We start from the raw sequence: 18,576 nt of genomic DNA, 5'->3' as shown, positions 1-18,576 counted from the left end.
TTCCCCAAAGCCATTCCATCGAGTGACTGGTGCCCATCCGGCTGACGAGGGCCGGGGCCCCAACTAGGGTGCGGCGCAAGCGCTCCGGCACTTGGCCCACCGGCATTGCGATGTCAGTAGCGGGTGCCACAGTGGGGGAGTGAGCAACGCCAGGACAGCGTCAGGACCGCTGGGAGGGGGTGAGTTCGGACCGTGACCGGAATGGGTGTGGAAGCAGGTGCGCAGGCCGCGCGCTCGAGGGCGCTCGCCATGCTGCGCATCCGCAGCCGGGCACTGGCCGTCGCCCTGCTGCCGGCCGCCGTCGCCGTGATCCTGCTCGCCGGCGGCTCCACCGGCCATCTCGTGGGCCCGGGCTGGGATGTCGCGCGCTGGACCGTGACGCCTCTCGCGCTCCTCGTGCTGCTCGCCGCCGGGGGTATCGCCCTGGTGGTCGCCCGCGCTCGCCCCGCGATGAGCCCCACGGTCCCGATAGCCGAGGAAGCGGCCCCCGACCTGTACCGGATGGTGCGCGACCTCGCCGACCGCCTCGACGTCCCCGCTCCGTCCGCGATAGCGCTCACCCCGGACTGCGACAGCTGGCTGGAGGACCGCACCCACCCGGCGCACGGTCCGCCGCCGGGCTCCCGGTTCCGCCCGGGCAGGGCGGTCCTCCCCGCTCCCGGGGAGCACGACGACCTGGAGGGCGCGGGCAGCCATGCGTACCGCCGGAGCGCGGCCGCACCCGTACTCGTCATCGGCTCCCCGTTCCTGTGGTGGATGCGGGTGGGCGAGCTGCGCGCGGTCCTCGCCCCGGTGGTCGCCGGTACGGGACCCTCGGCGCACCCGGACATAGCGGCCGCCCGGCGCTTCGTCCGGGGTCTGGACGCCGCCGTCGCGGTGGCGTCGACGCGCAACCGCTGCCTGATGTTCCGCGCGGTCTGCGCGGGCGTCGGCTGGGTCGCCCGGGTGCTGCTGCGCAGCTGCCGCGGCCATGCCGCCGAGATGGAGCGCGGGGTCGCGGCCGCGGCCGCGGAGCGTGCACAGGCTGTGGATTACGGGCTGCGGATCGTCGCCCAGGAACAGGTCGGCCTCGCCTACGCGGGCTGGGACCGCCTCCTCACCCGCGTCGCGCTGCCCGCCTGGCGGATGGGTCGCTGGCCCTCCCGGCTGGACGCCGGTGTCGTAGCGGCGCTCACCGAGTTGTCGCGCCGGGACCGCCTGGCCGAGGGCTTCGCCTCCCGGCTGGGCGAGCGTCCCGCCTGCGACCTGCTGGAGGAGCCCGGCGCGGTGGACGAGGCGGCCTCCCTCCTCGCCGCCCGCCTCTTCCACGGAGGCCCCGCCGAGCCCGGCCCGGCGTGGTCCCCGGTGGACTGGAACGAGTACCCGGAGGAGGTCGTGGACCGCAAGTGGCGTACCGACGCGGCCCGCCTCCACCGCGTCCTGGACGCGATGGGCGTACGCCCCGCCACCGGCGGTACGGCCGCGAACGCCGAGGGCCCCACCCTGGCCCGCGTGATCGACCACCTCGCCGACAGGGCCGCCCCGGCAGGGGACCGCTCGGCCGACCGTCACCCCCCGGCTGACCACCTTGCCGACAAGGCCCCGGCAGGGTTCCGCTCGGCCGGTCATCACCCGACTGACCTCCTCGCCGACCACCCCCCGACCCCGCCCGGCGAAGCCCCGGGAGACCCGAGGCCGGAACAGGAAGCCGCAGACGAGCCGGCCCTGACCGCCCACCCGCGAGCCGACGACGAGGAAGACCTCTCCGGCACCACGCCTCGCAGCGCCGCCCTGGCCGCTCGCCTCAGCGCCGAACTGGCCCGGGAGGAGACCACGACCGCCCGGTCGGCCATAGCGTCGGCCACCTCAGCCACCTCGGCCACCTCGATCACCTCCGTCACCTCCGCAGCCCCGGCCACCGCGACCGCACCTGCCCCGACCACCACCCCGGCCATGGAAACCACCCCGCCCCCCAACGCCCCGGACACCGTCCTCTGGGACGACCGAGCCCTCCCGCTCTTCCCCCTCCAGCCCCCGCGCACCGCCCGCGAACTCCTCGCCGACCACATCACGGCGATGGTCTGCTGCGCGGCCATGGACACCGCGGGCGCGACACCGGGCCTCGACTGGCTCGATGGCCCGACCCTTCTTGTCAACGGCGAACGGGCGGCGGACCTGACCCCCGGAGTCCTGGCCCTGGTCGAGGACGGCGACCCGACCCCCCTGCGGGCGTGGCTGACACAGCTGGGGATACGCGCCGAAAAGCCCGTACGGCTCGGCTGAAACCGACAGCGCACCACCCCCTCTTCCGGAGCCTGTGCCTCCCCTTTCGGTCAATTCGAAACGAACGGTGACGGACTGCGTGCGTTATGTGATGTGCTTGGACCGATCGCGCACATGGCAAGGGCTTACGGCACAAGCCAGGCGCAAACGCGACACGTGACACGCACAACCCGTCAGGCACAACCGGTCACGCACAACCGGTCACGCACAACCCGTCACGCACGGGAGCGCGCCACGCCACACGGCGGGCAGCGCCCTGCGAGACACCCACCGCACAACGGCACGACGCACACCACAACGCACGACCACGGGGGCGAAGGGGAGGGGAGCCAACCATGGGTTCGAAGCAGATCCGCCGCTGGGAGTCGGGAGCACTCGCGCATGGCGTGACGGATCCCTTCGGGCAGGGGCCCGTCCCGTGGCTGCGCGGCAGGGAGACGTACTTCGCCGAGTCGGGCCAGGTCGTCCCCTGGTACGTGGACCCGGACCCCGCCCCCACCCCGCACCGCACACCGGCGCGCGTCCCCGCCCCCCGCTCCGGCGCCGGCGGCCCCCGCTCGGCCGACGACGTGCACCGCCAGATCAAGGGCTTCACCGCCACCGGCGCGGCCGCCCCCGGCGAGGCGATCGACTTCCACATCACCGTCGATCCGCCCCAGGAGTTCAGCGTCGACATCTACCGCATCGGCCACTACGGCGGCGACGGCGCGGCCAAGATGACCACCAGCCCCCGCCTGTCCGGCATCGTCCAGCCCCCGCCGCTCACCGCCGACCGCACGGTCTCCTGCCACCACTGGTGGCTGTCCTGGCGGCTGCAGATCCCGTCGTACTGGAGCATCGGCGCGTACGTCGCCGTCCTGACCACCGCCGACGGCTACCGCTCCCACGTCCCCTTCACGGTCCGCGACGACCGCCCCGCGGACCTGCTCCTCCTCCTGCCCGACATCACCTGGCAGGCGTACAACCTCTACCCGGAGGACGGCCGCACCGGCGCCAGCCTCTACCACGCCTGGGACGAGAACGGCCGCCTGCTCGGCGAGGCCGACGCCGCCACGACGGTCTCCTTCGACCGCCCCTACGCCGGCTGGGGCCTGCCCCTGCACGTCGGCCACGCCTACGACTTCATCCGCTGGGCCGAGCGCTACGGCTACGACCTCGCCTACGCCGACGCCCGCGACCTGCACTCCGGCCGCGTCGACCCCACCCGCTACCGGGGGCTGGTCTTCCCCGGACACGACGAGTACTGGTCGATCCCGATGCGCCGCACGGCCGAACGCGCCCGCGACAACGGCACCTCGCTGGTCTTCCTCTCCGCCAACACCATGTACTGGCAGGTGGAGCTGGGCCCCTCCCCCTCGGGCGTCCCCGACCGCCTGCTGACCTGCCGCAAGCGCAAGGGCCCGGGCAAGCCGGTGCTGTGGCGGGAGATCGGCAGCGCGGAACAGCAGCTCCTCGGCATCCAGTACGCGGGCCCCGTCCCCGAGCCGCACCCGCTGATCGTCCGCAACGCCGGGCACTGGCTGTGGGAGGCGACCGGCGCGCACGAGGGCGACGAGATAGAGGGCCTGGTCGCGGGTGAGGCCGACCGCTACTTCCCGCGCACCCCGCTGCCCGAGCACGAGGAGCGCATCCTGCTCGCCCACTCCCCGTACACCGACAAGCAGGGCGTCGTCCGCCACCAGGAGACGTCCCTGTACCGCGCGCCCTCCGGCGCCTGGGTGTTCGCGTCCGGAACGTTCGCATGGTCCCCGGCTCTGGAGCGCCCCGGCCACGTCGACCCCCGGATCCAGCGCGCCACGGCCAACCTCCTGGACCGCATCTGCAAACGCGACTGACCCACTGTCCGTGATCACCCGGTCATACGGGAGAATCGGAGCATTGGCCCGCCCGTCTCCCACCACCACCCTGTTCGAGCCCTGCGGGCGCCCCTTTTGCTTCAACCACGGGGAGGAACCGTGTCCGGATTCGTCGAAAAGCCCGAGCCGATCCAGGTTCCGGGTCTGGTGCATCTGCACACCGGCAAGGTGCGCGAGCTGTACCAGAACGAGGCGGGCGACCTCGTGATGGTCGCCAGCGACCGCATCTCCGCCTTCGACTGGGTGCTGCCGACCGAGATCCCCGACAAGGGCCGCATCCTCACGCAGCTCTCCCTGTGGTGGTTCGACCAGCTCGCCGACCTGGTCCCCAACCACGTCCTGAGCACCGAGCTGCCTCCCGGCGCCCCCGCCGACTGGGCGGGCCGCACCCTGATCTGTAAATCCCTGCAGATGGTCCCCGTGGAGGCGGTGGCCCGCGGCTACCTCACCGGCTCGGGCCTGATCGAGTACAACGAGTCCCGCACCGTCTGCGGCCTCGCCCTTCCCGAAGGCCTGGTGGACGGGTCGGAACTGCCCGCCCCGATCTTCACCCCGGCCACCAAGGCCGCCGTCGGCGAGCACGACGAGAATGTCTCCTACGAGGAGGTCGCCCGCCAGGTCGGCGCGGACACCGCGGCCCGCCTGCGCCAGGCCACCCTCGCCGCCTACTCCCGTGCCCGCGACATCGCCCGCGACCGCGGGATCATCCTCGCGGACACCAAGTTCGAGTTCGGCTTCGAGGGCGACACCCTCGTCATCGCGGACGAGGTCCTGACTCCGGACTCCTCCCGCTTCTGGCCGGCCGACCAGTGGCAGCCGGGCCGCCCGCAGCCCTCGTACGACAAGCAGTTCGTGCGTGACTGGCTGACCTCGCCGGAATCCGGCTGGGACCGCAAGAGCGAGCAGCCCCCGCCGCCGCTGCCGCAGCACGTCGTGGACGCCACCCGCGCCAAGTACGTGGAGGCCTACGAGCGCCTGACCGGCATCAGCTGGAGCTGACCGCACGGACAAGGCCCCGGTCGATGACCGGGGCCTTGTCCGTGGAGCGGACGACGAGGCTCGAACTCGCGACCTCAACCTTGGCAAGGTTGCGCTCTACCAACTGAGCTACGTCCGCGCTGCGCCGTGGCGCGAGAGCAACTATACCCAACCTCGCTCACGCGCGAGACGTACAGCCGCATGACGGTTCTCCGCCCCGAGCTTCGAGACGGCCGACGACAGATAGTTCCGTACGGTCCCCCGCGACAGCGCGGCCCGCTCCGCGATCTCCGCGACGGGCGCCCCGTCGGCGGCGAGCTCCAGCACCTCCGCCTCCCGCGCGGTCAGCGGCGAGTCCCCGGCGGCGATCGCGTCGGCCGCCAACTCGGGGTCGACAAAACGGTTTCCCGCGTGCACGGTCCGGATGATCTCGGCCAGCCGCTGCGCACTGACGGTCTTCGGTACGAAGCCCCTCACACCCGCCGCAAGCGCCCGCTTCAGATGCCCGGGCCGCCCATGACTGGTCACGATCAGCACCTGGCAGCCGGGCAGCTCGGCTCTGAGCGATGTGGCCACCTTCACACCGTCCGCGCCCGGCATCTGCAGATCCAGTACGGCCACGTCGGGCGCGTGAGCCCGGGCCATCGCCAGCGCCTCCGGCCCGGTGGCGGCCTCGGCCACCACCAGGATGTCGTCCTCCAGCGCCAGCAGCGCGGCGAGCGCGCCCCGGATCAGGTGCTCGTCATCGGCGAGCAGCAGACGGACGGGCGGGGCGGACGTCATGGCGCGACCTCACTGACGGAGCGGGGAACGGACGGGGCAGTATTGGAGGGGGCAGGGCCGGGGGCCTCGGTGCCGGGGGACGTGTGAGTCACCGGTGCCGTACCGGGGGAGTCAGGGCCGGTCACCGCCGTGCCGGAGTCCGCAGGAGCCGACGGCAGCGGGATCTCGGCGGTCAGCCGGAACCGCCCCTGCCCGGCCGGCCCGGCCCGCAGTGTCCCGCCGATCTCCGCCAGCCGCTCCCGCAGCCCGGCCAGACCGGACCCACCACCGGAGACCCTGGCACTGATCCCCCCGCCGGAACCCCCGCCGGCCCTGCCACTGATGCCTCCACCGGATCCACCGCCGGCACCCTCGCCGGATCCATCGTTGATGTCTCGACCGGGTCCACTGTCGGCATGCTCGCCGGATCCATCGTTGATGTCTCGACCGGGTCCACTGTCGGCATGCTCGCCGGATCCATCGTTGATGTCTCGACCGGGTCCACTGTCGGCACCCTCGCCGGATCCACCGCCGATGCCTCCGCCGGGTCCACCGCCGGAACCCCCGCCGGCCCTGCCACTGATGCCCCCGCCGGAGCCACCACCCACTCCACTGCCCGACCTGCCACCGACCCCCCTGCGGAACCCGCTCCCGGCACCCCCGCCGGACCCCTGGTCCTTCCCCTCCGGCACCCCGTCGTTCTCCACGGACAGCACGGCCCGCCCCTGCGTCACGCGCAGCTCCACCGCGCAGTGCCGCGCGTCCCCATGGCGCAGGACGTTGGTCGCAGCCTCCCTGACGACCCAGCCCAGCGCGGACTGTGCCGCCGCCGGAAGCCCGGCGGCCGAGCCGGTGACCGTGCAGTCGATGCCGGCGGCCGCCAACACCCCCTGCGCACCGACCAGTTCGGTACCGAGGTCGGCCTCGCGGTACCCGCGTACGACCTCGCGGACCTCCCGCTGGGACTCCTGGGCCAGCCGCTGCACCTCCACCATCTGCGCCACGGCCTCCGGCCGCCCCCGCTGGGCCAGCTGCACGGCCAGCTCGCTCTTGAGCGCGATCACGGCCAGGTTGCGCCCGATCACGTCGTGCAGATCCCGCCCGAACCTGAGCCGCTCCTCGGCCACGGCGAGCCGCGCCTCGACCTCGCGGGCGCGTTCGGCCTCCCAGACCACGCCGAGTGTCCAGACCCCGCACCGGGACATCAGCAGGCTCATGCCGGTCGCCAGCAGCACGATCACCGCCAGGGCGAACAGTCCGAAGCCGTTGGTTCCCCCGACCAGGGCGTGCGCGGCCACGACGAGGGCGCCGAGCGCGCTGTACCGGGCGAGGAAGCGGCGGGGCGGAACGAGCAGGCAGTACGCGGCGCCGAAGGGCAGCAGGGAGTAGAGGGTGATGAAGGCGATGCCCCCGAGGTCCATGTCGGCCACGGCCCGCAGTGCCAGGGTGAGCGCCAGCACCGCCCCCATCAGCACCCCGGACCCGACGAGCCGGCGGTGCGGCACCGCGCTCCTGCCCAGGTACGTGTCGACCGCGTGCCGCTGCAGCCGGTTGCCGAACAGGGCCTGGGCCGCGCCGAGGACCATCAGTAGGCCGCCGAGGGCCCAGTCCAGGGGGTGGTGACGCAGGGAGGACAGCAGCGGTACCGGGCACCAGCTCAAGTAGAAGAACCAGATCGAGCAGTACCAGATGACCATGGACTGCAGCTCGACCCGCTCGGCCTTGCTGCGCTCTCCCCAGTGCCGCCGCTGCCATCCCCGGATCCGGCCCAACACCCGTTCCCCTCCCCGTGTCCGTGGGTCCGGCGCGGTCAGCGCCGCGGCTCCCACCGGAACCACCGCCGTACAGCAAACACCGCCACGGCCGTCCAGGCCACCGCCGTCGCCATGGCGCCCAGCGCCTCGTACGCCGTCAGGTCGCCGGTCCAGCCGCCGCGCACCAAAGTGATGACGGGCGTCAGCGGCAGCAGCTCGCAGACGGAGGCCAGCCGCTCGGGCAGCACCTCCAGCGGGATGCTCACGCCGGAGCCGAGCAGCGACACCAGCATGAACGGCATCGGGGTGACCTGGGCGCTCTCCGAGGTCCGGGTGAAGCTCGCGGTGAGCGCCGCCAGCGCCGCGCACATCACGAGCCCCAACAGCAGCCCTATGACGGCCAGATGGGCAGCCGGGGGCGCGGGGACATCCAGCAGCACCGTGCAGCCCGCGACCAGCAGCAGCGACTGGACGAGCCCGGTCGCGGTGGCCGGCAACGCGCACCCGGCCATGATCTCGACGTCCCTCAGCTCACCGGTGCGCAGCCGCTTCAGGACGAGTTCCTCGCGTCGGGTGACGAAGACGCCGACGAGTGCCGCGTACACGGCGAAGAGCAGGGAGAAGCCGATCGCGGCGGGCAGCACGACCGTGCCGACGCTGAGCCCGACCTCGGCGAGGTCCATCCCCTCGGCCGCCGACCGCACGCTGATCGGCAGAACCAGCGGAACGAACAGTGAGGCGACGAGCGTGCCCTTGCTGCGCCCCAGCAGCGTCAGCTCGGCCCGGGCGAGGGCCGTCATCCGTCGCCGCGGGCCGGTGACCGAGCGTCCCTTCGACGTCATGACCGCGCCACTCATGCCACGTACTCCTCGTGCGCTTCGTGCTCCTCGTGGCCCCGGACAGCCGCGGAACCCTCGGAGGCCTCCCGGGCGATCCCCAGGAACGCCTCCTCCAGCGAGGCCGACCGCACGTCCAGCCGGCGCAGCTCGACCCCGGCCCGCTCGGCCCACACCAGCAGCCCGGTGGCCGCCCGCTGCAGCTCCCGGGTCCGCAGCCGTACGACCCGTCCCTCGACCTCGTGCCCGCACACGCCGAGCTCGCCGAGCGGCGGCAGGTCTCCGACGAAGTAGCCCTCGGGCAACTCGAAGGAGATCCGGGACGGCTGGGCGGCGGTCACCTCGGCCGGTGTCCCGGCGGCCGCGATGCGTCCGTCGTGCAGGATCGCGAGCCGGTCGGCCAGCGACTCCGCCTCCTCCAGGTAGTGCGTGGTCAGCAGCACGGTCGTCCCGGCGTCGCGCAGCGTCCGCACCAGCTGCCAGGTGTCGCGGCGCCCTTCGGCGTCCAGCCCGGTCGTCGGCTCGTCCAGGAACAGCACCTCGGGCTCGCCGAGCAGCGCGAGCGCCAGGTCCAGGCGCCGCCGCTCACCCCCGGACAACTGCTTGACCCGTACGTCGGCCTTCCCCGCGAGCCCGACCAGCGCCAGCGCCTCCTTCGGTGGGCGCGCCCCGCTCACGCACCCCGCCCACATCCGCGCGGTCTCCGCGACGGTCAGCTCGGACGGGAAGCCCCCTTCCTGGAGCATCACGCCGGTGCGGGGCCGTACGGCGGCCCGGTCGGTGTACGGGTCGTGCCCGAGGACGCGCACTCGCCCGCCGGCCGGTGCCGCGAGTCCCTCCAGCAGTTCGACCGTCGACGTCTTGCCCGCGCCGTTGGTGCCCAGCAGGGCGAAGACCTCCCCGCGCCGCACGGCGAAACTGATCCCGCGCACCGCCTCGAACCCGCCCCCGTACACACGCCGCAGGTCAGTGACCTCAATCACGTGTTCGTGCCCGTTCGCTTCCATGCCACCAGCGTCCCGGCCCACCGACCCCCACGGCAGTGCACGCTGTCATCGACCGGCATGACAAATGTCAGAACGCACGCCCCGAACAGGGCACGCCCCGAACAGGGAGGCATCAAACAGGACCGGACACGCACCCATCCCGAACATGCGGCGAACCCGAACACGAAGAAGACCCCGATCCCTGAGGACCGGGGTCTTTTTCCCGAGCGGACGACGAGGCTCGAACTCGCGACCTCAACCTTGGCAAGGTTGCGCTCTACCAACTGAGCTACGTCCGCATTGCCCCCGACCGGCCTTCACCGATCGGTGCGAGCACCAGCCTACCTGATCCACAAGAGTGTTCGGTACGGCGGTACGGAGCGGGTGACAGGAATTGCACACTGCGCCTTCCCCCTGGAAGGGGGATGTTCTACTACTGAACTACACCCGCACATCCTGAGTGAGCTGGGCCTTTCGGCCTCGCCCCTCGGCGTGCTCCAGACTCTAGCTGATCAGCAGGGGTGCTGCGCAAGTCGGTTGCTCCGAGGGGCGGCTGACCGGTCGCCAGGCAGGCTCACTGCGCCGAGGCGAACGCCTCGTAGACCTTCTTGGGGATGCGCCCGCGCGCGGGGACCTCCATCTTGTTGGCCTGGGCCCAGGCCCGTACGGCCGCGGGGTCGGGGGCGACCTCCGTCTGCCGGTAGGCCCGGCCCGACCGCGACCGCTTGCGGCCGGCCGCCACGTACGGCGCGAGTGCCTTGCGCAGTTTCCTGGCATTGGCTTCGTTCAGGTCGATCTCGTACGACTTGCCGTCGAGTCCGAAGGCGATCGTTTCCGCCGCTTCCGAGCCGTCGATGTCGTCGAAGAGAGTGACCACGACCTTCTGCGCCACGAATATCGGTCCCTTCGTGCGACATCTCCGGGTTGACGTCTGCGATGACGTGCCGGGACGTCGCGGAGATGTCGGCTGTTCGCCTGTAATTGGGCAAAGTATCTGCTAATGACAATTCATTTGTACAGTGCCCGGCAATGCAATGTGAAGCTCGACTAAATCTGTCCGCGTGTCCGAGCGCAATAGGGTTCCGGGACCGAACTGGGATCTTTCCCGGATCTTTTCCCTCCCGCCTCCCGGTGATACCGAACCGTGACCGGCCTCACGTAGATACCTACAACTCTACTCGCGTAGAAATTTTGTGCGGGTAGTCTGAAGGAACCTGCTCAGCACCACACACCGGGAGTGCCAGTGGCACGCGTCGTAGTCGACGTCATGCTCAAGCCGGAGATCCTCGACCCCCAGGGCCAGGCGGTGCAGCGCGCACTGCCGCGGCTGGGTTTCGAAGGGATCTCGGACGTCCGCCAGGGAAAGCGATTCGAACTGGAAGTTGACGGGCCGGTCGACGAGGCCGTCCTCGCCCGCATCCACGATCTCGCGGAATCCTTCCTCGCCAACACCGTGATCGAGGACTTCACCGTGCGGGTGGAAGACCGGGCCGAGGAAGTCGCGGAGGCCGTGAAGTGACCGCTCGTATTGGCGTCGTCACTTTCCCGGGCAGTCTGGACGACCGGGACACGCAGCGTGCGATCCGTCTCGCGGGCGCCGAGCCCGTCGCCCTGTGGCACAAGGACAAGGACCTCAAGCAGGTCGACGCGGTGGTGCTGTGCGGCGGTTTCTCCTACGGCGACTATCTGCGCGCCGGGGCCATCGCCCGCTTCTCGCCGGTGATGGACACGGTCATCGAGCAGGCGAAGGCCGGACTGCCGATCCTCGGCATCTGCAACGGCTTCCAGATCCTCACCGAGGCCCACCTGCTGCCGGGCACGATGCTCCGCAACAACCACCTGCACTTCATCTGCCGTGACCAGAAGCTCCGGGTGGAGAACGCGCAGACCGCCTGGACCAGCGACTACACCGCCGGCCAGGAGATCCACATCCCGCTGAAGAACATCGACGGGCAGTACGTCGCCGACGGGCGCACGCTCGACGAGCTGGAGGCCGAGGGCCGGGTCGCCTTCCGCTACCTGGACGTCAACCCCAACGGCTCGCTGCGCGACATCGCCGGCGTCACCAACGAGGCCGGCAACGTCGTAGGCCTCATGCCGCACCCGGAGCACGCCGTCGAGCCGCTGATCGGCTCCGGCCGCACCGACGGTCTCCCCTTCTTCACCTCGATCCTCAAGAAGCTGGTCAACGCATGAGCCGGACGCCTCTGGACACGGTCGAGCACGCGACCGCGACCCCCGACGTCGAGCTGCCCTGGGCCGAACTCGGCCTGAAGAAGGACGAGTACGAGCGGATCGTCGAGATCCTCGGCCGCCGCCCCACCGGCGCGGAGCTGGCCATGTACTCGGTCATGTGGTCCGAGCACTGCTCGTACAAGTCCTCCAAGGTCCACCTGCGCCAGTTCGGCCAGAAGGCCCCCGAGAACGACGCCCTGCTGGTCGGCATCGGCGAGAACGCCGGTGTCGTCGACGTCGGCCAGGGCTACGCGGTCACCTTCAAGGTCGAGTCGCACAACCACCCGTCGTACGTGGAGCCCTACCAGGGCGCGGCCACGGGTGTCGGCGGCATCGTCCGCGACATCATCGCCATGGGCGCGCGGCCGGTGGCGGTCGTCGACCCGCTGCGGTTCGGCGCGGCCGACCACCCGGACACCAAGCGGGTGCTCCCCGGTGTCGTCGCGGGCATCGGCGGCTACGGCAACTGCCTGGGCCTGCCCAACATCGGCGGCGAGGTCGTCTTCGACGCCTGCTACCAGGGCAACCCGCTGGTCAACGCCGGCTGCATCGGTGTGATGCGGCACGAGGACATCCACCTCGCGAAGGCGTCCGGCCCGGGCAACAAGGTCATCCTGTACGGCGCCCGCACCGGCGGCGACGGCATCGGCGGCGCCTCGATCCTGGCCTCCGAGACCTTCGACGACGCCAAGCCGTCCAAGCGCCCCGCCGTCCAGGTCGGCGACCCCTTCCAGGAGAAGCTCCTCATCGAGTGCACCCTGGAGGCCTTCAAGGAGAAGCTGGTCGTCGGCATCCAGGACCTGGGCGCGGCCGGCCTGTCCTGCGCCACCTCCGAGCTCGCCTCCAACGGCTCCGGCGGCATGCGCGTGACCCTGGACGACGTACCCCTGCGCGACTCGACGCTCTCCCCCGAGGAGATCCTCATGAGCGAGTCGCAGGAGCGCATGTGCGCGGTCGTCGAGCCCGACAAGGTCGACCGCTTCCTGGAGATCTGCGACAAGTGGGACGTCATCGCCACCGTCATCGGTGAGGTGACGGACGGCGACCGCCTGGAGATCTACTGGCACGGCGAGAAGATCGTCGACGTCGACCCGCGCACGGTCGCGCACGAGGGCCCGGAGTACGAGCGCCCCTACGCCCGCCCGTCCTGGCAGGACGAGCTCCAGGCGGACGACGCGAACAAGCTGCCCCGGCCGGCGACCGGCGAGGAACTCCGCGATCAGGTCCTGAAGCTGGTCGCGTCCCCGAACCAGGCGTCGAAGTCCTGGATCACCTCGCAGTACGACCACTTCGTGCAGGGCAACACCGTCCTCGCCCAGCCCGAGGACTCCGGCATGATCCGCATCGACGAGGAGACCGGCCTGGGCGTGGCCATCGCCACGGACGGCAACGGCCGGTACGCCAAGCTCGACCCGTACACGGGCGCGCAGCTGGCCCTCGCCGAGGCCTACCGGAACGTGGCGACGACGGGCGCCAAGCCGCTCGCCGTCTCCGACTGCCTGAACTTCGGCTCGCCCGAGGACCCGGCGGTGATGTGGCAGTTCGCGGAGGCCGTGCGCGGTCTCGCCGACGCCTGCCAGCAGCTCGGCACCCCGGTGACCGGCGGCAACGTGTCCCTGTACAACCAGACCGGCGAGGCGGCGATCCACCCGACCCCGGTCGTCGCGGTCCTGGGTGTCATCGACGATGTCGCCCGCCGCACGCCCGTCGCCTTCCAGGAGGAGGGCCAGCTGCTGTACCTCCTCGGCGACACGCGTGAGGAGTTCGGCGGCTCGGCCTGGTCCCAGGTGATCCACGACCACCTCGGCGGCCTGCCCCCGAAGGTCGACCTGGAGCGTGAGCGCCTGCTCGCCGAGATCCTCATCGCCGCCTCCCGCGACGGCATGATCGACTCGGCGCACGACCTGTCCGACGGCGGTCTGATCCAGGCCGTGGTCGAGTCCGCGCTGCTCGGCGGCAAGGGCGCGCGTCTGGTCGTCCCGGACGGGCTGGACGCCTTCACCTTGCTGTTCTCCGAGTCCGCCGGCCGCGCGGTCGTCGCCGTGCCGCGCTCGGAGGAACTCCGCTTCACCGACATGTGCGGGGCCCGGGGCCTTCCGATCACCCGCATCGGTGTCGTGGACGGTGACACCGTCGAGCTCCAGGGCGTGTTCACGCTCTCCCTGGCCGAGCTGCGCGAGGCGCACGAGGGGACGATCCCGGCGCTGCTCGCGTAAGCGGCAAATCGGAAACAAGCCCCCGTCCGGTCCGCCGGGCGGGGGCTTCGTCGTCCTCCCGCAAGCCTCTTGCACGTAATTACGTACTTCCGTAATCTCTGTGGCGTGGAACTCGAACAGCGCGTCGCCGACCTGGAACGCCGACTGGCGGCCCTGGAGGGCGAGCACCGCGCCGCACCCCGGCTGACCGAGGGCGACTTCTGGGCCCTGAACGGGCTGAAGGAGCAGCTGGCCGAGCTGGGGGCCGCCGACGGAGGCGTCCTGTTCACGGGGGCCGTGCGGCTGCCGACCGGGGAGCAGTACGCGTGGCAGCACGGGGCCCTGACCGAGGGGCTGCTGGAGGACGACTGGACGGCCGCCGCCGATTCGTTCGCGGCGCTCGGTCACCCGGTCCGGCTGCGGCTGCTCCGCGAGATCATCGGCGGCCGGCGCACCGCGGCCGAACTCGCCGAGCTGGACGAGGTCGGCACGACCGGCCAGATCTACCACCACCTGCGCCAGCTGACCGGCACCGGCTGGCTGCACACGACCGGTCGGGGCCGCTACGAGGTACCGCCGGGCCGGGTCGTACCGCTGCTGGTGGCGCTGTCCGTGGCCCTGCCCTGACCAGGTCGGCGCCGACAAGACGAGGGGGAACGATGCTCGCACGCAAGCTCGCCATGACGGCCTTCCGGGGTCTGCAGCCGGCCTTCATCGGCCTGGTGATCGCCCACATCGGGCTCGACTGGGGATATCCGTGGTGGTGGAATCTCCTGCCGCTGGTCCTGGCGTACGTGCTCGTCGCCGTGGTGAACCGGTGGGGCGGCACTCCGGACCGCAGGCCTGAGGCACGCGAGCCGGTCGTCGTCGCCCCGCCCGTCACCGGCCGCTGGTCCGCGCAGAACAGCCCCGCCGACCGCACCCCGAGTCACGGCGTCCACGCCTACGGCCAGACGTTCGCCATCGACATCCTCGCCGAGCCGGAGCCGGGCGCCCGCCCCGGTTTCCGCTGGCTGTGGCCGCTCGCCCGCCGCAGCTCGGCCTTCCCGGCCTTCGGCGCGCCGATCCTGGCGGTCGCCGACGGCACGGTCGTACGGGCCGCCGACCGGCAGCGCGACCACCTGAGCCGTACATCGCTGCCGGGGCTGTTGTACCTGATGCTCGTCGAGGGCTCGGTGCGCGAGATGGGCGGGGTCCGCCGGATCCTCGGCAACCACGTCGTCCTCGACCTGGGCGACGGCACCCATGCCCTCTACGCCCACCTCCGGCGTGGCTCGCTCACCGTGCGAGAGGGCGACCGGGTCCGGGCCGGCCAGGTCATCGCCCACTGCGGCAACTCCGGCAACTCCAGCGAACCCCACCTCCACTTCCAGCTGATGGACGGCCCCGACCCGGACACCGCCCGCGGCGTCCCCTTCCGCTGGCACGGCATCGGCGTGCCCCGCAACGGAGAAATCTTCGAGGCGCCCGTCACCGCGACCTCCCCGGCCTAGGCTGAACCCCATGCCACCGGCCAAGAAGCGCCCCCGCACCTACGACCCCGGCAAGATCCGTACCGCGGTCCTGGCCCAGTTCGGCAACGTACGCCAGGCCGTCCGCACCCTGACTCCGGAGCAGCTCGCGCTGCCCACCCGGCTCGGCGACTGGACCGTGCGGGAGCTGGTCGCGCACCTGGGGACGGCCCTGGGGGCGGTCGCCCGCCTGGTCGACCTCCCGGAGCCGGCCAAGCAGGACGGGGCGCTGCTCGACTGGCCGTTCGCGATCGCCGCCGACGCCCCGGACATCGCCGGGTACGCCCGTGAGCTGGCCGAGCGCAACCCGGACCTGGACGCCCACCTCGCCGCCACCGAGGAGCGCTTCACGGCCGACCTCGACGCCCACCCCGGGAGCAGGCTGCTCGCCACCAGCGCGGGTGCCCTGCCGCTGGCCGACTACCTCGTCACCCGTACCGTCGAACTCGTCGTCCACACCGACGACCTCAACGCCGCCGTCCCGGGTCTCGACATCCCGTACGACCGTCAGGCCCTGGCCGCCTGCACCCGGCTGCTGGCCGACGCGCTCGCCGCCAAGGCCCCGGGCGGCTCGACGGAGGTGCGGATCCCGCCGTACGCGGTGGTGCAGTGCGTGGCCGGGCCCCGGCACACGCGCGGCACCCCGCCCAACGTCGTCGAGACCGACCCGCTGACCTGGATCCGGCTGGCGACCGGGCGGCTGGCGTGGCAGGACGCGGTCCAGGACGCCAAGGTCAGCGCGAGCGGGGAGCGGGCGGATCTGGAGGCGTATCTGCCGCTGATGAGGTGAGAAGGGGAACCGACCACTCCCCGTGTCCGTCGAAGCGGCATGTACAGGCAGAAGCAGCGCATGACCCTGACGGCCGCCGTCGCCGTGCTCGTCCCGCTCGCCGCGGCCTGTGGCAGCGAGCAGGCGGGCGGCGGCAGTGGCTCGGCCGACGTGGAGAAGCCCGTGACCGGCGTCCTGTGGAGCGTCGACAGCGTCACCGTCGACGGCACCGACCACCGCGCCCCCGCCGACGCCCACGTGACGATCGACAAGGGCGGCCGGGCCGAGGGCAGCTACGGCTGCAACCACTTCAGCGCCCGGGCCGCCATCGACGGCGACCGCATCCGGCTCAGCGACACCGCGACGACCCAGATGGCCTGCGAGAGGAAACCCATGGCCTTCGAACGGACCCTCGCCCGCACCCTCGCCGACAGCGAACTGAAGGCGCAGGTGAAGAGCGACCGCCTCACCCTCACCACCGACGACGGCGACACCGTCCGCCTGACCAGGTCCGAGGACGCCCCGCTGTACGGCACCAAGTGGACCGTCACGTCCCCCGGCGCCGACGGCCGCGCCCACCTCACCTTCGACGACAAGAAGGACACCGTCTCCGGCCGGCTCGGCTGCAACCACGTGAACGCCAAGGCCACCGTCCGCGACGGCCATATCACCCTCGGCACCCCGTCCACCACCCGAATGATGTGCGAAGACTCACTCATGGACACCGAGAAGACCCTGCTGCGCCTGTTCGACGGACAGCTCAGGTACGGAGTCGATCACCGCACCCTCACCCTGACCAGCGACAACGGCACGAGTGTCCGGGCGGTCGCCGAGCGGTGATCCACTCCTGAGGGTCGATCCCCCATTCGGACCATTGGCCGATCTCGCCTACACTCGGTGGCGTGCCACGTGGTGACGGTCGACTCAATCACGATCTGCTCCCCGGTGAGAAAGGCCCCCAGGACGCATGCGGCGTCTTCGGTGTCTGGGCTCCGGGCGAAGAGGTCGCAAAGCTCACGTACTTCGGGCTCTACGCCCTCCAGCACCGGGGTCAGGAATCCGCGGGAATCGCGGTCAGCAACGGCTCCCAGATCCTCGTCTTCAAGGACATGGGCCTGGTCTCCCAGGTCTTCGACGAGACCTCGCTCGGTTCGCTCCAGGGTCACATCGCGGTCGGTCACGCCCGCTACTCGACCACCGGCGCCTCCGTGTGGGAGAACGCCCAGCCGACGTTCCGCGCCACCGCGCACGGCTCCATCGCGCTCGGCCACAACGGCAACCTCGTCAACACCGCCCAGCTCGCCGAGATGGTCGCCGACCTGCCCAAGCAGGAGGGCGGCCGCAGCCCGCGCGTGGCGGCCACCAACGACACCGACCTGCTCACCGCGCTCCTCGCGGCCCAGGTCGACGAGGACGGAAAGCCGCTGACCGTCGAGGAGGCGGCCGGCCAGGTCCTGCCCCAGGTGCGCGGCGCCTTCTCCCTCGTCTTCATGGACGAGCACACCCTGTACGCGGCCCGCGACCCGCAGGGCATCCGCCCGCTGGTCCTCGGCCGCCTGGAGCGCGGCTGGGTCGTCGCCTCCGAGACCGCCGCCCTGGACATCACGGGCGCCAGCTTCGTCCGTGAGATCGAGCCGGGCGAGTTCGTCGCCATCGACGAGAACGGCCTGCGCACCTCCCGGTTCGCGGAAGCGAAGCCCAAGGGCTGCGTCTTCGAGTACGTGTACCTGGCCCGCCCGGACACCGACATCGCCGGCCGGAACGTGTACCTCTCCCGTGTGGAGATGGGCCGCCGCCTCGCCAAGGAGGCCCCGGTCGAGGCCGACCTGGTGATACCGACCCCGGAGTCCGGCACCCCCGCCGCCATCGGCTACGCGGAGGCGTCCGGCATCCCCTTCGGCGCCGGCCTGGTGAAGAACGCGTACGTCGGCCGTACGTTCATCCAGCCCTCGCAGACCATCCGGCAGCTCGGCATCCGCCTGAAGCTGAACCCGCTGAAGGAAGTCATCAAGGGCAAGCGCCTGGTCGTCGTCGATGACTCGATCGTGCGCGGCAACACCCAGCGGGCCCTGGTCCGCATGCTCCGCGAGGCGGGCGCGGCGGAAGTCCACATCCGGATTTCCTCTCCCCCCGTGAAGTGGCCCTGCTTCTTCGGCATCGACTTCGCCACCCGCGCCGAGCTCATCGCCAACGGCATGACCATCGAGGAGATCGGCACCTCGCTCGGCGCCGACTCCCTGGCGTACATCTCCATCGACGGCATGATCGAGGCGACCACCATCGCCAAGCCGAACCTGTGCCGTGCCTGCTTCGACGGCGAGTACCCGATGGAACTCCCCGACCCCGAGCTCCTCGGCAAGCAGCTCCTGGAGACGGAGCTGGCCGCGGGCCCGGCCGCCACGGCCGCGGCCGACGCGATCCGCCGCCCGTAG

General features: G+C 71.5%; 15 protein-coding genes, 3 tRNA genes and 1 pseudogene. 11 read left to right on the top strand and 8 right to left on the bottom strand.

The features are described 5' to 3' along the window. Positions 1-201: 201 nt before the first annotated feature. The 3 genes from ACYVMZ_RS23590 (at position 202) to ACYVMZ_RS23580 (ending at position 5,117) form a co-directional block, all read left to right on the top strand. Entirely contained in the window at positions 202-2,262 is a 2,061-nt protein-coding gene (locus ACYVMZ_RS23590) for a hypothetical protein (protein ID WP_461082800.1), read from the top strand. 335 nt (positions 2,263-2,597) lie between these two features. Further along, the gene (locus tag ACYVMZ_RS23585) at positions 2,598-4,097 is read left to right on the top strand and encodes a N,N-dimethylformamidase beta subunit family domain-containing protein (RefSeq protein ID WP_461082798.1); all 1,500 of its coding nucleotides are present in this window, start codon (positions 2,598-2,600) and stop codon (positions 4,095-4,097) included. A 120-nt stretch (positions 4,098-4,217) separates the two neighbouring features. Further along, complete coding sequence (locus ACYVMZ_RS23580) at positions 4,218-5,117, top strand: phosphoribosylaminoimidazolesuccinocarboxamide synthase (RefSeq protein WP_461082796.1); 900 nt, start codon at positions 4,218-4,220, stop codon at positions 5,115-5,117. A 42-nt stretch (positions 5,118-5,159) separates the two neighbouring features. Here the strand turns inward: ACYVMZ_RS23580 and ACYVMZ_RS23575 are convergent. The 8 genes and pseudogenes from ACYVMZ_RS23575 to ACYVMZ_RS23540 form a co-directional block, all read right to left on the bottom strand. Then, positions 5,160-5,235 (bottom strand) — tRNA-Gly (locus ACYVMZ_RS23575). Between the two features lie 23 nt (positions 5,236-5,258). After that, entirely contained in the window at positions 5,259-5,879 is a 621-nt protein-coding gene (locus tag ACYVMZ_RS23570) for a response regulator (RefSeq protein ID WP_461082794.1), read from the bottom strand. 661 nt (positions 5,880-6,540) lie between these two features. Further along, positions 6,541-7,687 (bottom strand): annotated as a pseudogene (locus ACYVMZ_RS23565) (sensor histidine kinase); the annotation flags it as partial. Then, on the bottom strand, positions 7,669-8,469 hold the full coding sequence (locus tag ACYVMZ_RS23560; RefSeq protein ID WP_461082792.1) for an ABC transporter permease: 801 nt from the start codon (positions 8,467-8,469) through the stop codon (positions 7,669-7,671). The gene ACYVMZ_RS23560 and the pseudogene ACYVMZ_RS23565, both read right to left, overlap by 19 nt. Then, positions 8,466-9,455, bottom strand: a complete 990-nt coding sequence (locus tag ACYVMZ_RS23555) for an ABC transporter ATP-binding protein (RefSeq protein ID WP_461082790.1) — start codon at positions 9,453-9,455, stop codon at positions 8,466-8,468. Before ACYVMZ_RS23555 ends, ACYVMZ_RS23560 begins: the two co-directional genes overlap by 4 nt. Positions 9,456-9,660: 205 nt before the next feature. After that, positions 9,661-9,733: transfer RNA gene (locus ACYVMZ_RS23550), tRNA-Gly, on the bottom strand. A gap of 80 nt (positions 9,734-9,813) precedes the next feature. Further along, positions 9,814-9,885, bottom strand: a tRNA-Gly gene (locus ACYVMZ_RS23545). Between the two features lie 123 nt (positions 9,886-10,008). Further along, positions 10,009-10,326 carry a histone-like nucleoid-structuring protein Lsr2 gene (locus tag ACYVMZ_RS23540; RefSeq protein WP_461082787.1) on the bottom strand — a complete coding sequence of 106 codons (318 nt, stop codon included), beginning with the start codon at positions 10,324-10,326 and terminating at the stop codon, positions 10,009-10,011. A 351-nt stretch (positions 10,327-10,677) separates the two neighbouring features. Here ACYVMZ_RS23540 and purS point away from each other — a divergent pair, with 351 nt between their 5' ends. The 8 genes from purS (at position 10,678) to purF (ending at position 18,576) form a co-directional block, all read left to right on the top strand. Beyond that, a complete protein-coding gene (gene purS / locus ACYVMZ_RS23535; RefSeq protein ID WP_461082785.1) occupies positions 10,678-10,953 on the top strand; it encodes a phosphoribosylformylglycinamidine synthase subunit PurS in 276 nt (91 codons plus the stop codon). Then, a complete protein-coding gene (gene purQ, locus ACYVMZ_RS23530; protein ID WP_461082783.1) occupies positions 10,950-11,630 on the top strand; it encodes a phosphoribosylformylglycinamidine synthase subunit PurQ in 681 nt (226 codons plus the stop codon). The genes purS and purQ overlap by 4 nt, the downstream gene beginning before the upstream one ends. After that, positions 11,627-13,885 (top strand): phosphoribosylformylglycinamidine synthase subunit PurL, encoded by a 2,259-nt coding sequence (gene purL / locus ACYVMZ_RS23525; protein WP_461082781.1) that lies wholly within the window; start codon positions 11,627-11,629, stop codon positions 13,883-13,885. The genes purQ and purL overlap by 4 nt, the downstream gene beginning before the upstream one ends. A gap of 105 nt (positions 13,886-13,990) precedes the next feature. Continuing rightward, a complete protein-coding gene (locus ACYVMZ_RS23520) occupies positions 13,991-14,491 on the top strand; it encodes an ArsR/SmtB family transcription factor (protein WP_461082779.1) in 501 nt (166 codons plus the stop codon). A 32-nt stretch (positions 14,492-14,523) separates the two neighbouring features. Continuing rightward, positions 14,524-15,357, top strand: a complete 834-nt coding sequence (locus ACYVMZ_RS23515; protein WP_461082777.1) for a M23 family metallopeptidase — start codon at positions 14,524-14,526, stop codon at positions 15,355-15,357. A gap of 10 nt (positions 15,358-15,367) precedes the next feature. After that, positions 15,368-16,165, top strand: a complete 798-nt coding sequence (locus ACYVMZ_RS23510) for a maleylpyruvate isomerase family mycothiol-dependent enzyme (RefSeq protein WP_461082775.1) — start codon at positions 15,368-15,370, stop codon at positions 16,163-16,165. Positions 16,166-16,204: 39 nt separating this feature from the next. Further along, positions 16,205-16,984, top strand: a complete 780-nt coding sequence (locus ACYVMZ_RS23505; protein ID WP_461082773.1) for an META domain-containing protein — start codon at positions 16,205-16,207, stop codon at positions 16,982-16,984. Positions 16,985-17,046: 62 nt separating this feature from the next. After that, positions 17,047-18,576 carry an amidophosphoribosyltransferase gene (gene purF / locus ACYVMZ_RS23500; RefSeq protein WP_461082771.1) on the top strand — a complete coding sequence of 510 codons (1,530 nt, stop codon included), beginning with the start codon at positions 17,047-17,049 and terminating at the stop codon, positions 18,574-18,576.

This window comes from Streptomyces deserti, from assembly GCF_054782695.1.
Note: the sequence above shows the minus strand (reverse complement) of the source record. Positions and strands in the feature narration are given on the sequence as shown.

Bases quoted from the DNA above. Each gene is read 5' to 3' on its own strand.
- ACYVMZ_RS23590 (WP_461082800.1), top strand. From the start codon at position 202: ATGGGTGTGGAAGCAGGTGCGCAGGCCGCGCGCTCGAGGGCGCTCGCC.
- ACYVMZ_RS23555 (WP_461082790.1), bottom strand. From the start codon at position 9,455: ATGGAAGCGAACGGGCACGAACACGTGATTGAGGTCACTGACCTGCGG.
- ACYVMZ_RS23510 (WP_461082775.1), top strand. From the start codon at position 15,368: ATGCCACCGGCCAAGAAGCGCCCCCGCACCTACGACCCCGGCAAGATC.
- ACYVMZ_RS23570 (WP_461082794.1), bottom strand. From the start codon at position 5,879: ATGACGTCCGCCCCGCCCGTCCGTCTGCTGCTCGCCGATGACGAGCAC.
- purL (WP_461082781.1), top strand. From the start codon at position 11,627: ATGAGCCGGACGCCTCTGGACACGGTCGAGCACGCGACCGCGACCCCC.
- ACYVMZ_RS23560 (WP_461082792.1), bottom strand. From the start codon at position 8,469: ATGAGTGGCGCGGTCATGACGTCGAAGGGACGCTCGGTCACCGGCCCG.
- ACYVMZ_RS23515 (WP_461082777.1), top strand. From the start codon at position 14,524: ATGCTCGCACGCAAGCTCGCCATGACGGCCTTCCGGGGTCTGCAGCCG.
- ACYVMZ_RS23505 (WP_461082773.1), top strand. From the start codon at position 16,205: ATGTACAGGCAGAAGCAGCGCATGACCCTGACGGCCGCCGTCGCCGTG.
- ACYVMZ_RS23585 (WP_461082798.1), top strand. From the start codon at position 2,598: ATGGGTTCGAAGCAGATCCGCCGCTGGGAGTCGGGAGCACTCGCGCAT.